Source organism: Gordonia sp. McavH-238-E, from assembly GCF_022348225.1.
GTDB lineage: Bacteria > Actinomycetota > Actinomycetes > Mycobacteriales > Mycobacteriaceae > Gordonia > Gordonia terrae.
In genome coordinates, this window is sequence record NZ_JAKRFE010000003.1 from 122,473 (window position 1) to 136,625 (window position 14,153).

The 14,153-nt window shown below is 67.4% G+C and carries 11 protein-coding genes; 7 read left to right on the top strand and 4 right to left on the bottom strand.

Annotated elements, in window-relative coordinates:
• The first annotated feature begins 34 nt into the window (after window positions 1-34).
• The 3 genes from MHN80_RS04905 (at window position 35) to MHN80_RS04915 (ending at window position 3,287) form a co-directional block, all read left to right on the top strand.
• Window positions 35-1,138: an AbrB family transcriptional regulator gene (locus tag MHN80_RS04905; protein WP_239399930.1), complete on the top strand. Its 1,104-nt coding sequence runs from the start codon at window positions 35-37 to the stop codon at window positions 1,136-1,138.
• A 57-nt stretch (window positions 1,139-1,195) separates the two neighbouring features.
• Window positions 1,196-2,539, top strand: a complete 1,344-nt coding sequence (locus MHN80_RS04910; RefSeq protein ID WP_239399932.1) for a trans-acting enoyl reductase family protein — start codon at window positions 1,196-1,198, stop codon at window positions 2,537-2,539.
• Between the two features lie 301 nt (window positions 2,540-2,840).
• On the top strand, window positions 2,841-3,287 hold the full coding sequence (locus MHN80_RS04915; protein WP_014925585.1) for an Hsp20/alpha crystallin family protein: 447 nt from the start codon (window positions 2,841-2,843) through the stop codon (window positions 3,285-3,287).
• 456 nt (window positions 3,288-3,743) lie between these two features.
• Here MHN80_RS04915 and MHN80_RS04920 read toward each other — a convergent pair whose 3' ends face one another.
• Window positions 3,744-4,949: an EAL domain-containing protein gene (locus MHN80_RS04920; protein ID WP_064569584.1), complete on the bottom strand. Its 1,206-nt coding sequence runs from the start codon at window positions 4,947-4,949 to the stop codon at window positions 3,744-3,746.
• A 461-nt stretch (window positions 4,950-5,410) separates the two neighbouring features.
• Between MHN80_RS04920 and MHN80_RS04925 the strand changes: the two genes are divergently transcribed.
• Window positions 5,411-6,616, top strand: coding sequence for a diguanylate cyclase (locus MHN80_RS04925; protein ID WP_239399934.1), 1,206 nt, complete (start codon window positions 5,411-5,413; stop codon window positions 6,614-6,616).
• Here MHN80_RS04925 and MHN80_RS04930 read toward each other — a convergent pair.
• Window positions 6,562-7,320, bottom strand: coding sequence for a hypothetical protein (locus tag MHN80_RS04930; protein ID WP_033206365.1), 759 nt, complete (start codon window positions 7,318-7,320; stop codon window positions 6,562-6,564). The genes MHN80_RS04925 and MHN80_RS04930 overlap by 55 nt on opposite strands.
• A 170-nt stretch (window positions 7,321-7,490) precedes the next feature.
• Here MHN80_RS04930 and MHN80_RS04935 point away from each other — a divergent pair, with 170 nt between their 5' ends.
• Entirely contained in the window at window positions 7,491-9,620 is a 2,130-nt protein-coding gene (locus tag MHN80_RS04935; RefSeq protein ID WP_239399936.1) for an Rv1355c family protein, read from the top strand.
• A gap of 1 nt (window position 9,621) precedes the next feature.
• On the opposite strand, the gene MHN80_RS04940 is transcribed toward MHN80_RS04935, so the two are convergent.
• Both MHN80_RS04940 and MHN80_RS04945 read right to left on the bottom strand, forming a co-directional pair.
• A complete protein-coding gene (locus tag MHN80_RS04940; protein WP_064569585.1) occupies window positions 9,622-10,272 on the bottom strand; it encodes a PaaI family thioesterase in 651 nt (216 codons plus the stop codon).
• 34 nt (window positions 10,273-10,306) lie between these two features.
• Entirely contained in the window at window positions 10,307-10,534 is a 228-nt protein-coding gene (locus MHN80_RS04945; RefSeq protein ID WP_180819350.1) for a hypothetical protein, read from the bottom strand.
• A gap of 179 nt (window positions 10,535-10,713) precedes the next feature.
• Here MHN80_RS04945 and MHN80_RS04950 point away from each other — a divergent pair, with 179 nt between their 5' ends.
• Both MHN80_RS04950 and MHN80_RS04955 read left to right on the top strand, forming a co-directional pair.
• On the top strand, window positions 10,714-11,706 hold the full coding sequence (locus MHN80_RS04950) for a 1,4-dihydroxy-2-naphthoyl-CoA synthase (protein WP_064569586.1): 993 nt from the start codon (window positions 10,714-10,716) through the stop codon (window positions 11,704-11,706).
• Between the two features lie 1,089 nt (window positions 11,707-12,795).
• Window positions 12,796-14,058 (top strand): HNH endonuclease signature motif containing protein, encoded by a 1,263-nt coding sequence (locus MHN80_RS04955; protein WP_239399938.1) that lies wholly within the window; start codon window positions 12,796-12,798, stop codon window positions 14,056-14,058.
• Window positions 14,059-14,153 lie beyond the last annotated feature (95 nt).

Here is a 14,153-nt window from a genome sequence, read left to right on the forward strand (position 1 = left end):
TCCGCTCCCGGCGGCGGGCCTTACTGTGGAGCCAGTGCGTCGCTGGATTGTGCTGGTACTCCTCACCGCGGTCGCGACGCTGGTCCTCGAGGTCGTCGACGTCGACGCCGCCGCCCTGTTCGCGGGCCTCGTGGTCGCGGGGGCCCTCGCCATCGCCGGCCGCGCCCCAGGCCGAACGGGCACCGAATCCGGAACCGCCCGAACACCGGCCGATGCCGACGAACCGATCGTCCCGCGATGGGCGTTCGTGGCGTCGCAGGGCGTCCTCGGTGTCTTCATCGGCACGATGGCCGAGCCCGAGACCGTCAGCGGCCTCGGCTCGTCGTGGTTCCCGGTTCTCGTCATCGGCGTGGGCACCCTGGTCATCTCGATCGCCTGCGGCGCCCTGCTCGGCCTGCACCGCGACGTCGACCCGCTGACCGGCTCCCTCGCACTCGTCGCAGGCGGGGCGTCCGGGCTGGTCGCGCTGGCCCGCGAGTTCGGTGGCGACGAACGGATGGTCGCGGTCATCCAATACCTACGCGTCGCCCTGGTCACCGTCACCATCCCGCTGGTCGCCTCGCTCGTGTTCGGCGCCGACGGGGATGCCGTCGCACCGGGTGCCGACGCGTGGTCGGCGGAGACCCTGCAGGGGCAAGCCTGGGGCCTGCTGCTCCTCGCGGTGTGCCTCGGCGTCGGGATTCCGCTCGGCCGGTTGCTGCGCATGCCCGCCGCCGGACTGCTCGGTCCGCTGGCGCTGGCCACCGTGGCCGAGCTGACCGGGATCGCCGGCTCGGCCGAGGTCTCCCCCGCCCTGCTCGCCGTCGCCTACGCCGTGATCGGCTGGCAGGCGGGACTCGGTTTCACGATGCCGCGGCTGCGGGCGATCGGCCGCGTCCTGCCCCTCGCGCTGGTGCTGATCCTCGTCATCGGCGCCGGCTGCGCCCTGCTCGGGGTCGCGCTGTCCGCCTGGACCGGCGAGTCGATGTTCGACTGTTATCTCGCGACCACACCGGGCGGCATCTATGCGGTGCTCGCGGCCGCGACCGGCGCCGGCGGCAACGTCGCCTTCGTGGTCGCCGCCCAGATCCTGCGCGTGCTGCTCATGCTGTTCGTCGCGCCCTTCGCCGCCCGTCTCGCGGCGCGGCGCTCACCATGACCGTTCCATCCGACTCGGCGGTTACGTGTGACCCGCGTCCCACGTAAAGTCGGGAAGATGAGCGGGGAATCGAACACCGACACCACATCCACTCCAGAACCGACTCCGAACGGCCGGCCCAGCGGGCACGGCGGGCACGGTCGCGAATTCGACGTCGTGGTCTACGGCGCCAGCGGCTTCGTCGGCGAACTCACGGCCCGGTATCTGGCCGACCACGCACCCATCGGCACCAAGATCGCGCTGGCGGGACGCAACGAGTCGAAGTTGACCGCCGCGCGCGAGCGTCTGCCCTTACGCGCGCACGACTGGCCCCTGATCATCGCCGACGCGGAGTCGCCCGCGGCACTCGACGCCATGGTCGCGCGCACGCAGGTCGTCTGCACCACGGTGGGTCCCTACCTGAAGTACGGCGAGGCCCTCGTGGTGGCGGCGGCGACCGCAGGCACCGACTACGTCGACCTGACCGGCGAGGTGCCCTTCGTGCGCTACTCCATCGACAAGGTCCACGATGTCGCCGCCGCCTCGGGGGCTCGCATCGTCCACTCCTGCGGCTTCGATTCCGTACCGTCCGACATCACCACCTACGCACTGTTCAAGAAGATCGCCGACGACGCCGCGGGCGAGATGACCGACACCACCCTCGTCGTCGAGTCGTTCCGCGGCGGAATCTCCGGCGGGACAATCGATTCCATGCGAGTGATCGCCGAGGAGGCCCGCAACGCGCAGTCCCGACGACTCATGCTGAACCCACAGGCGCTGTCCAGCGGGCCGGGCGACGTGCCCCGGGTCAGCCTGTCCGACGAACCCAGCGACCTGTCCATCATCAACGCCAAGAAGGTCGACCCGTCGCTGCGCGGCACACTCGCCCCCTTCTTCATGGCGGCGCACAACACGCGAATCGTCCGACGCTCGAATGCTCTGCTGGACAACGCCTATGGCAAGAACTTCCATTACGCGGAGACGATGAGCGTCGGCAGCGTCCCCGCGGTCTCGACACTGCTCGCCGGTGCGGTCGCGGTCGGCACCGGCGCGTTCATGGGAGCGATGAGTTTCGGTCCCACGCGTCGAGTCCTCGACCGCGTGCTCCCGAAGCCCGGCGACGGGCCGAGCGAAAAGGCCCGCGAGAACGGCTATTTCGTGGTCGGAACGTTCACCCGGACCACCACCGGCCGGCGCTACCGGGCCCGGATGCGCGCCCAGGGCGACCCCGGATACAAGGCCACCGCGGTGATGCTCGCCGAGAGCGCGCTGGCACTGGCCCTCGATCGCGACCGCCTACCCAAGCGCTCCGGGGTCCTGACGACGGCCGTGGCGATGGGCGACGCCCTCATCGACCGCCTGCGCAACGCCGGGTTCAGCATCGACGCGACCGAGCTCACCGACTCGGCGCCGGGAGCGTAGCGAGCGGGCCGCATCCCACCCGGCGCCGGGAGCGTAGCGAGCGGGCCGCATCCCACGCACCGCTGACCCCGATCCACCCAGACGCCACCCGATCGTGTTCTCCGCAGCCGTCCGGATCTTCTCCGGCACAGCAGGACTCGCGGTCGGGTGCCGTCGTTTCCGGGTCCGGAAAATTTCTGGCACTCTCCCCTCCAGAGTGCTAGACGAGCCACGGATCCGGTGCTATCTTCGTTGGCAGTACAGCGATGAACTGCTCGTCTGACGGGTGGCGAGCAGCCTTGAGAACAGGAGGTGAACTGCTGTGCTTCGTTTCGATCCCTTTTCCGACATGGATGCCTGGACACGAGGCATGATGACCGGTTCAGCGGCCGGAACCGCCCGCACTCCGCGATTCATGCCCCTGGACCTGTACAAGGTCGAGGACCACTATCTGCTCGTCGCCGATCTACCCGGCGCCGATCCCGGCTCCATCGACGTGAGCGTCGACAACGGCGTCCTCACGTTGTCCGCCCAGCGCAGTACGCCATCCGACGAGGGCGTGCAGTGGTTGACCAGCGAGCGCTTCTCCGGGACGTATCGCCGCCAACTGACCCTCGGCGACGCCATCGACAGCTCGGCCATCTCGGCGCGCTACGACAACGGCGTGCTCACCGTGACGATCCCGGTCGCCGAGAAGGCCAAGCCGCGACGGATCGAGGTCGAGAGTTCCGGCCGACCACAGGCGATCGAGACCGGAACGGTCACATAAGTCGATCTTGTTTGCCGACAACACTTTTCGCACGGCAACCGCGAGCTGACCGGGAGGTGCCATCGACGACGATTCATTCCGCTCCCTGAGGTACGAGGAGCGATAGCGACAGCCTTTCGCTCCCTGAGGTGCGAGGAGCGATAGCGACAGCCTTTCGCTCCCTGAGGTGCGAGGAGCGATAGCGACAGCCTTTCGCTCCCTGAGGTGCGAGGAGCGATAGCGACGAGCCTCGAAGGGCCTGGCGAGAAAAGTCACCACGCCCTTCGAGGCTCGCTTCGCTCGCACCTCAGGGAGCAGGATCAGGTTTGCTCGGCCACAGCATGTTCGGGCCGATCTGCGATCAGATTCGCTCGGCCACAACATGTTCGGGCTGCTCAGCGAACTGATTCGCTCGGCCACAGCATATTCGGGCTGCTCAGCGAGCAGATTCGCTCGGCCACAACATGTTCGGGCCGTCTATCGATCCGATCCGAACAGGTCCACCAGCGGCGCGGGCCGTCCGAACAGGTAGCCCTGGGCGTAGTCGAACCCGAACTCCTCCAGGATCGGGAGCACCTCTTCCGATTCGATGCCCTCGGCCACCATCTTCACCCCGGTGGCGGCGGCCATCTCGCCGATCGCACGGACCACCGCACGGTCCGGGGAGCTGTCGGCGAGTTGCGCGATCAGGGTCCGGTCGACCTTGAGGACGTCGACCGGGAGATCACGGACGTAGCGGAGTGCCGAGAAGCCGGCACCGAGGTCGTCGATGCAGATGGTGCAGCCGAGATCGTGGAGCGCGTCGATCGCGCGGGACGCTGATGTGTCGACCCGGATCGCCTGGTCCTCCCGCACCTCGACCCACACCCTCGACGGCTCCACACCGTGCCCGTCGATCAGACCGTGCACGTAGGAGACGAGCCCGTCGTCCCACAGCTGCTGCCCGGACAGGTTCAACGAGACGAACGTACCCGGGCCGACCTTGTCGGAGATCGTCCCCGACAGGTCCCGGATGGCTTCCCCGATGGCATGCCGCCCGATGGGAGCGAGCAGCGAGATCCCCTCGGCCACTGAGAGAAACGCGTCCGGAGCCAGAACGCCGGACTCGGTGTGCCAGCGGAGCAGTGACTCGTAGCCGACGACGCGCCGGTCGGGCACCGCGACGATCGGCTGGTAGAAGACCGAGAAGTCGCGCTCGACCGACCTGGTCAACCAGCCGGCCAGATCGACCTCGGCCCGGATGTGGCGCTGCATGGTGGGTGTCGCGAATGCGACAGCCCGTCGGCTGCTGAGCGCGATACACAGCGCGGCGTCGGCATGGCGGACCAGATCGTCCTCGGAACTCGCCGCGAGTTGCTCGTCACCGACGGCGACACCCATGCACACGTCGAGGAACCAACTTCGATCGCCGTCGCTCACGGTGTGGGCGCCGAGTTTGGTGCGCGCGGCCTCGATCAGCGCGTTGCGTCCGAGTTCGTCGGCACCGGCGCCGGTCCACGGAAGGTAGATGAGCCAGTAGAAGTCCGACCGTCGATGGAATCGGGCCTGCGGACTGATGGGCATCAGCACCTGCTCGATGAATCGCTCGGACGCCGCGGCCGAGGCCTCATAACCGTAGGCGACCACGGCTCGGTGGTACGGGTCGACCGACACCGCGATCACCGAGCTACCGAGCGTCAACACGACGTCATTCGCTGAGTCCGATCCCCCCGGGCGGCGCCGGGGCGCCACAGTTCTCTACCGCGGAGATACTACTCAGCCGGCCCGCTCCCGGGAAGAAGACGACCCGGTACCGGCGTGCGGCCCGTGCGACCGATATGACCGTTCTCACATTCCTCGCCGGCGCCGGTCGCCGAATCCGGTGACAAAAGTGGCCCGTCGGGTCCGTCAAGGGTTGACACATTGCTTTGTAATGAGAAGTTCAAGAAAGCCGAGTCCGACCGCAGTGCCGATTCGCGACTCATTTCGACAACTCTGCTAACGATTCCGGGAGAAGCTTCAAAACTGCTGGTAAGGTACTTTCATTGCCTATGCATAGGACACCGCGGTGCGATTTTCGCCAAGGGATTCTCAGTTGCATTTAAGCGAAGTTCGGCGAACAAGCGGTTGACACCACAGCCGCCGACGGAAAGCGGTCGTGGGAGATGGGGTTGATCAGGAGGGTGCTCCGTCGCTACGACGCCCGGTCGATGGCGACGCTGATCAGCACCGGTGGTGTCATCCCCCTACCGGTGATCAGCGTGCTCGCGCCCGAGACCCTCTACCCGGGCGGGATGCCGATCCTGCTGACCATCTGGTCGTTCATCGCGGTCGTCTTCGCGGTCACGGCGATCCGTGCTCGGCTGACCGACCTCGAGTTCGCGTTCCTCGGTGGCCTGGGCATCGTCGGGATCTGCGGCACGTCCATGATCCTCGCCTCGCCGCGGTCGTCGACGTTGGTCCTCGCCATCGTCGCGGTCATCCCGGCGATCGGCGCGATCTCCGCCACGACTCGGCTCATCCTCTCTCACCTGGCGCTGGCGATCGTCTGCGCCGCGGTCGTCCTCGCGGTGACCACCGAGTCCTTACCCGCGTATCTCATCAGCTTCGGCGCGATGCTCGGCCTGATCGTGGTGCCGGTCTTCCTCGTGGTCGCCTTGCGGAAGTCGATGGAAGCCGTCCTGGACCAGCAGACCCGCCTCGTCGGGATCGATCCGCTGACGGGCCTGCTCAATCGCCGAGGATTCCTGATCCGTGCGTCGCAACTGCTCTCGGCCGCACGCTCGTCCACGGGCTGGATCGGCATCCTGCTGCTCGATGTCGACCACTTCAAGCGGATCAACGACCAGTACGGCCATCTCGCCGGTGACGGTGTGTTGCTGGCAGCATCGGCCGCGATCCGGGAACACGCCCCCGTCGGTTCGGAGGTGTGTCGCTACGGCGGCGAGGAGTTCCTCATGTTCCACGTCGTCCACGATGCGGACGAGCTGTGGCTCAGCGCCGAACGCCTACGGGCCGCGGTGGCCGCCGCCGCACCGGTGACCATCAGCGTCGGCGGTGTCTGCGCGCCGTTGCGCGTCGCGGGCGACCACCTGGTCTCCGGTCACTTCGAGACCGCCTTCTCCACCGACGACGTGATCGGCAATCTGCTCGGACAGGCCGACGACTGCGTGTATCAGGCGAAGGAGAACGGCCGCGACACCACCGTGATCAAGTCCATCGACGAGGTGATCTGGAACGACGGGGCACCGAGCGCGCATGCCGCCGACGCGGAACGGACGGTGTCACCGCCGTCGGCGAGCCTGTACGAGGTGTTCTACCGCCGGCCGGCCGACTTCGTCGACATCGACAGCCGCACCAGCGGGCGTTGAGTCGTCACCGCCTGGAGCGCGTCGGCCTCCCGCCGCATGCGACGCCAGGTCTCCGGACTGGTGAGGCCGCTCAGCCGGGCACGATCCCACCACATGAGTCGGGTGCGGTAGCGGTCGTCCGGAAACGGCGTCGCCGGCACCGACTCGTCGACGCGTCCGCCGCCGGACTGCCAGCGGCGCAGTACGTGGTCGGCCGCGGTCGCCATCATGGCGTCGACCCCGGACAGCTCCATGATGACCAGTCCCAGCCGCGACAGCTGCCCCGCAACCGAGCCGGCGATCGGCGAACGCTCGTCGACCCAGGCCGTCTTGACCTCGACGATGCCGCCGTGCAGACGCTCTTCGATGGCGTTGACGAGCTGCACCTGGCCAGGCTGGCCGGCCCATTCGACCAGCGCATGGGACTGCGCGGCCGCATCGAAACGGGGCTGGACCCGCAGGCCGCCGACGACCTTGCCCTCGGCGTCGAGCACCGCGAAGAACATCGCCGTGCCGTCGCCACCGGCGACCTCGTCGTACTCGAGCGCGGCCGCGCACCCGTGGCGGTGGTAGGACACGTCCGCGCCGGACAGGTACTCGTGCCAGAGTTCGGGTTCGGACCGCGGGCTCGCCACGACCACCGAGTACTCCGTCCCGGTTTCGGGCGCGACCGCTCGCAGCATGCCGGTACGAACCTGATCATTGGTGGCTGACATCTTTTTCATCGCAGTATTGCCTTCCGGTAATTAGGAAATTTAGAGACGAGATCTCCCCCGACCCCGCGTGTAATGCTGCCACAGGGGCGCATTTATGCACTCCGACAAGCACACTTCTTTTCCCCGAACCGCCGCATTGACGGTTGGCGTCGTGCAATCCCGTGCGACACGATGGGCGTATGAACACGCCGCCGGACACTGCCGCCACCCTCTACTCACCGGACGAACTACCCGTCGAGTTGACCGCGGAACCCGCCCTGATCGTGTCCGACATCACCGGGCGCACGAGCCGCGCGCTCGACGAACTCCTCCCGCCCGCGGAGCCGGCGCTGCGGGACGAGAGCCCGCGTTTCGCGCACTTCCCCTGGCGCAACGCTCTCGTCAAGATCCCCGGTCCGCGCACGTTCCGGCGCCTCCGACTCGACCGCAACCGGCACAAGCTGACCGCGGCTCAGCAGGCCGCCGCCGGCGAGCTCCGCATCGGTGTCGTCGGATTGAGTGTGGGACATGCGATATCGCTCACACTGGCACTCGAAGGGCTCGCGGGCGAAATGCGTCTCGCCGATTTCGACGAACTCGAACTGACCAATATGAATCGAATTCCGGCGACGCTCATGGATATTCACGACAACAAGGCCGTGGTCGCCGCGCGGCGCATTTCCGAGATCGATCCATATCTCACCACCGTCGTGTACTCGGGGGGAATAACAACCGAGAACATCGATCAATTCCTCGACGGGCTGGATATTGTCGTCGAAGAATGCGATTCCTTCGATGTGAAGGTCCTCATCCGCGAGAAGTGTCGGTCGCGCGGAATTCCGGTCCTGATGGAAACCAGCGACGGCGGAACACTCGATGTCGAGAGGTTCGACCTCGAACCGGAGCGGCCGCTTTTCCACGGTCTGGCGGGCGATCTGCAGATCGAGGATCTCGTCGGCCTCGACCGGGCGGCCCTCACCCCGCTGGCCGTCCGGGTGCTCGAGCCGACGAAGGTGACCGCGCCGATGGCGGCGTCGGCCATCGAACTGGGCCACACGGTGACCGCCTGGCCGCAACTCGGCGGCGATGTCCTGCTGGGCGGTGCGACGGTGGCGGCGGCGGTTCGCCGCCTCGTCCAGGGCAAGTCGCTGCGTTCGGGACGCGTCCGCTTCGATCGTGACTCCTGGCTCGACGGTCTCGAGGACCCGATCGGCACAGCCGTCGCCGACGACGGTCCGCAGGCGGCGCGCAGCACCGAACCGCTCGCATCGCCGTGCGAGGACTCGCGCGTCGAGGCGATGGGCGACCGCGAACTCGTCGTGCACGCCGCGAGGCGTGCGCCGTCCGCGGGCAACCAGCAACCGTGGGAGATCACCTCCGACGACGACACCGTCACCATCACCCTCGACCGCACGCGCACCTCGACCCTCGATGTCGAGCACCGGGCATCGGCGGTGGCGGTCGGTGCGGCGCTGTACAACGCCCGCGTGGCGGCGACGGCACGCGGGGTGCTCGACGACATCGAGATCATCGACGACGCAGGCACGCTGGCCGGTCGGGCACGGTTGAAGGGCCTCGACACCGGCTCGCGGTCGCCGGACGCGGAGGCGGAACTGAGCGCGCTGCTCGCCCGCGGGACCCGACGCGGCGTCGGGGACGGGTCACCGCTGTCGGCGGCGGACCGCAGTCGGCTGCACGCCGCCGCCTCGAGTGACCGCACGCGCCTGCTCGCCCTCACCGACCGCAGGGACATCGACCGCTACGCCTCGATCATCTCCCGGTCGGACCGCGCCCGGTTCCTGACGCCCGAACTGCACCGCGAGATGTTCCTGGAGCTCACCACCGACCGGACTGCCGCCGAAGGCATCGACGTCGCCTCGCTGGACCTGCCACCGGCGATGGCGGGCATGCTCGACGTGCTGCGCCGCGCCGACGTGATGGCCCTGCTCGACGAATGGGGTGGCGGCACCGCGCTCGGCGCCGACGCCGGCTCACGGGTCGCGTCGTCCTCCGCGGTCCTCGTGCTGGTGCAGCGGGGCACGGCAGCGGTGGACTATCTGCGCGGGGGGATCGTCGCGGAACAGTTGTGGGTGGCCGCCGAGCGGCTCGGCTACGCGGTCCATCCCATGACGCCGACATTCCTCTATGCCGACGACGACGAGACCGCCCGCGCGCTGTCGAGCAATCACGGCGACGAACTGGCCGCCCTGCGTCGCGAGATGCTCGAGACGTGGCCGCTCGACGCCGACGAGGCGCCGACCATCGTGATGCGGCTCTCGCGCGCGGACTCGCCCGTGGAGGTCAGCCGGCGGCTGCCCGTGCGCGGGTGAGCTAGGCCTGCCCGGGGTTGAGCTTGATGAACAGCGCGTCCATCTCGGCGCAGAGGCGGTCACCATCGTGGAGGGTGCCCTTGATGAACACCTTGCGGCCCTCGATGCGGTCGGCCCACGCGTGGATACGCAGCGGCGTGTTCAGCGGCGTGATGGACCGGTACTGCACGTTCAGGTAGGCGGTCCGGCTGACGGCCTGGATCGCGACCGCCGACGCGAAGCCGCCGACGTCGTCGAATGCGACCGCCACGTGCCCGCCGTGTGCGGCGTTGTTCCCGCCGAGGTGGAAATCGCGGAACGTCAGCTCGGCGATGACCCCGGTCTCGGTCAGTTCCTTGACCTCATACGGCGGCAAGGTGATGTTGCCCCGCGACGGCAGGTCGATCCGGGTCCCGGCCGGTGAATGCCATTCGTCGATCCGGACCTTCGCCAGCTTCTCGTTGACGGCCGTGAGGTGGTCGATGAGTTCGTCCACGAGCGCGTCGTCGGGGCAGGCGTACCGAGCGTTGTCCATGAGCAGACGAACCTGCTCGCTGAACTCTCCGTAGCGTGGGCCGCCGCGCTCGGTGGTGACGGCCGTGTGCGCCCGGAAACCACCTTCGTGCGGGTCCTCTTCGACGGCCTCGACGGCGCGATCGTTCGCTTCACTCACCGATCAACCGTATAAGAGGCAGCGACGCCGGAGCCTAGCCGGTGTCGGTCTTCCGCCCGGTTCGTCGGCGGTCGGCCAGATCCACGCAGACCCCTCCGCGGGCCAGCCGTCGCGTGGACTCCGGGATGTAGTCCGGAACCCCGCGCGGTCCGCGCTCTTTCTCGTCTCGGATTCGGACCGCCCTCCCGACGATCACCGCGACCGCCGCGGACAGCACACACCACGCGCCCCCGACGATCAGAATCCACCCCCATACAGCCATACGAACAGCTAAGCACCCGAAACTGAGATTTCGGTGATGTTGGGGCGAAGGCCGACCACAGTCCAGTACTTGCATGCAATCCGCGTCGGAGTTGTGTCGACTTCGTGACCTCTGCTCACCAATCCACGCGGCGTCGGCCGCGGGGAACTCCCCGGACGTGGCGTCGATAGGCTGATTCCATGACTGCCACGCCAGAAACCACGGGCACGCCAGGCACCCAGGACTCCGCCGGCCAGCCCTTCGACCCGGCGTCGTGGGCCGCGGTGCCCGGCTTCGACGACCTGACCGACATCACGTATCACCGCCATGTCGGCGAGGGGCGCGAACACGGCATCGTGCGCGTCGCGTTCGACCGCCCCGAGGTCCGCAACGCCTTCCGACCGCACACCGTCGACGAGCTGTATCGCGTCCTCGACCATGCGCGCCGGACTCCCGATGTCGGCACCATCCTGCTGACCGGGAACGGCCCGAGCCCCAAGGACGGCGGGTGGGCGTTCTGCAGCGGCGGCGACCAGCGCATCCGCGGACGTTCGGGCTACCAGTACGCCACCTCGCACGACGACGACGTCGCAGCGGCCGGCGCCGACACCGTCGACGCGGCGCGGGTGAAGGCCGAGGGCGGGCGGCTGCACATCCTCGAGGTCCAGCGACTCATCCGCACCATGCCCAAGGTCGTCATCGCCGTCGTCAACGGCTGGGCCGCCGGCGGTGGGCACTCCCTGCACGTCGTGTGCGACCTGACCCTCGCGTCCGCCGAACACGCCCGGTTCAAGCAGACCGACGCCGATGTGGGCTCCTTCGACGCCGGGTACGGCAGCGCCTACCTCGCCAAGCAGGTCGGCCAGAAGTTCGCGCGCGAGATCTTCTTCCTCGGGGAGGCCTACGACGCCGAGACCATGCACCGGATGGGTGCGGTCAACCGCGTCGCCCCGCACGCCGACCTGGAGACCACCGCCATCGAGTGGGCGCGTCGGATCAACAGCAAATCGCCGACGGCGCAACGCATGCTGAAGTTCGCGTTCAACCTCACCGACGACGGCCTCATGGGCCAGCAGGTGTTCGCGGGCGAGGCGACCCGCCTGGCCTACATGACCGACGAGGCGGTCGAGGGCCGCGACGCCTTCCTCGAGAAGCGCGACCCGCGCTGGGACGATTACCCGTACTACTACTGAGCCACCACTACTGAACTACTACCGAGGCGGGTGCCCGAGCCTCCGCCGGCTGCAGGCCGCGAGTTCGCCGCGGAACGCGGCCGGCGGGGTACGTCGATAGTTGCGTCGACCGCCTTGACCGGATTCATCGGACATCGGCGGGCAAACCCTCGATTGGACCCCGTCGGCCAGGCATCCGGGGTCGGGTCCGGGTGAAATACGTTGTCTGTCAATGGTTCACCGACACCCACGTGCGCTGGTGCCGGCGCATCCATCGGGTGTTGTGACCGCCCAGATGCTCGACTCACCACGCGACTGTGCTTCGTGTCGCGCGCCTCAAGTCGGTGGGGTCTTGGCGTGGGCGTGGATGCCTCCGGACGTCGCACACGATGCCATCTTGCGCGGATGTGCCCTTGCAACCGTTTCATGACGTCGAGGAGATCGGCGCAGCCGTGACGGCTTGTAGCATCGATCAGCCACGACGCCCTTGGCTACCTCCAGTGCCGCGAACAGCATCGTGGTGCCGTTTCGCTTGCGGTCGCGAGTCGCCTCTGCGGCTACCCCCCCAGTCGCATCGGCAAGATCGGTGGCGTCCGGCTCAGCTTGGACTTGGCTACTCCCCAACTCGGGATCAGCGGAGAACGTGAACGTTTGCCGCCGCCACGGTGGCATCACCGTCACCGACTTGGGCCGCGCGCAACCGTGTGGTCCAGTGCGTCACCGCAACCTGACTGACGGCGGTTCCACAACCGCGACGATACCTCGGCGCAATCGATAGGTTTCGACCGGCGGACACGCACTCGCAATGAAGTCCTTTAACCCTTGCGCGACACACGGATCACACCTCCCGACATCCTCGGTACCGCCAGCTCCGCACCGCCTCCGACGTGCCCCTTACCAGCCGCCACCGACAGCACGGACCGAGACCGCTCCACCAGAACCGAACCCTTTGCCTGCGAACGAGCCCAGGGGCGTGCGAGCGGCCGCATCCGAAACGAGCGTGACTTCTGTTCACTGTTGTTGCCAGACGCATCTAGAGTTCCTGAATACGACTCAACAGCAACACATTTCGCGATGATCAGGCTGTGGAAACAGCTCGTCATCGAATGAATGTTCCGGTACCTTGGAGTCATGCCAGAGCTCACCACCCTCCTCGACCAGCTCATCGAGACCACCCCGCCCGCCGACGACCCCACTGGCAGAGAGACATTCGACGCTCTCAACACCTTGCGGTTGCTCCGCAACACCATCGATCACCAGATCGTCACGCACGCAGTGCAACTCGATGAACTGGGCGTCGCACAGAAGGCCGGTGGGACCACCAAGAAGGTGTTGATCGAGATCGGTTACGCACCCGCTGCGGCTCTACGTGCCATGCGAAGCGTCGACGCTCTCCCCACACTGCCCACCCTGGCCCGTAACGCCGCCGACGGACGCCTGTCGAGCGAAGTCACCGACGCCATCATCCGCGGCATGGCGCAGATCGACAAGCGCTCGCCGACAGCGCTTTCCGACGAGGAGCGTGCCGGTTACGAGACTGTCCTGCTCGGTCAAGCGCTGTCAGGTGCAACACCGACAGAAGTAGACAAGTACGCCCGCGCCATCGGCAACACCATTGCCGACACCACCGACACCGGTGTGTCAGCCGCCGATGATTCGACGCTGAACACCGTCAACGTCCACACCACCGACGACGGACGGGTCGACATCCGCGCCGACCTCACACAGGTGGTCGGTGAGAAGTTCCTCTCCATGATCGACGAACGAGCCTGCCCACGACCAGAACCCGACGGCGCCGACGACCGACGTTCGGCCGAACAGCGCCGCGCTGATGCGTTCGAGCTCATCCTCGATCAAGCAGCGATCGGTGCCACCATCGACACCGTCGGTTCACCACGCACGCAGCTGATGCTGACGCTCCCCGCCACCGGCGCGGATCCCGCCACCCTGCCGTGGACCGGAACGGTCAGTCGAACAACCACCCGTCAGGTGTCATGCGACGGATCTCTCACCGAGATCATCCTCGACGCCGAAGGCGTACCACTGCAGATGGGGCACACCCACCGACTGTACCCGCCGCATTTACGCAAGGCGGTCATCGTGCGCGACCAATGCTGCGTCAAATGCGGTGCACCACCGTCACATACGCAGGTGCACCACATCGCGCACTGGGCCGACGGCGGTCCCACCGACCTCGACAACGGATGCCTGCTCTGCCAACGGTGCCACACCCAGGTCCACCACCACGGCTGGGACGTCGTGATGGGTTTCGACCGCCACCCCTGGCTCGTTCCGCCTGCCACCATCGACCCGCAGCGACGTCCACTACCCGCCTACAACCGCCGCACCATGCGTCTGGACGACGCGGCCTGACCAACCGGGCCCGCCCACCACACTCTCGCGCAGCACCTTCCGCACCCGGGCGATGCCCGGGATCGCGTCCGTCCCTTGACAACTCCACAGTGATA

What these genes read in the sequence shown, in the direction of transcription:
- MHN80_RS04910 (WP_239399932.1), top strand. Translation starts at nt 1,196, where the DNA reads ATGAGCGGGGAATCGAACACCGACACCACATCCACTCCAGAACCGACT.
- MHN80_RS04925 (WP_239399934.1), top strand. Translation starts at nt 5,411, where the DNA reads ATGGGGTTGATCAGGAGGGTGCTCCGTCGCTACGACGCCCGGTCGATG.
- MHN80_RS04930 (WP_033206365.1), bottom strand. Translation starts at nt 7,320, where the DNA reads ATGAAAAAGATGTCAGCCACCAATGATCAGGTTCGTACCGGCATGCTG.
- MHN80_RS04935 (WP_239399936.1), top strand. Translation starts at nt 7,491, where the DNA reads ATGAACACGCCGCCGGACACTGCCGCCACCCTCTACTCACCGGACGAA.
- MHN80_RS04945 (WP_180819350.1), bottom strand. Translation starts at nt 10,534, where the DNA reads ATGGCTGTATGGGGGTGGATTCTGATCGTCGGGGGCGCGTGGTGTGTG.
- MHN80_RS04950 (WP_064569586.1), top strand. Translation starts at nt 10,714, where the DNA reads ATGACTGCCACGCCAGAAACCACGGGCACGCCAGGCACCCAGGACTCC.
- MHN80_RS04955 (WP_239399938.1), top strand. Translation starts at nt 12,796, where the DNA reads ATGTTCCGGTACCTTGGAGTCATGCCAGAGCTCACCACCCTCCTCGAC.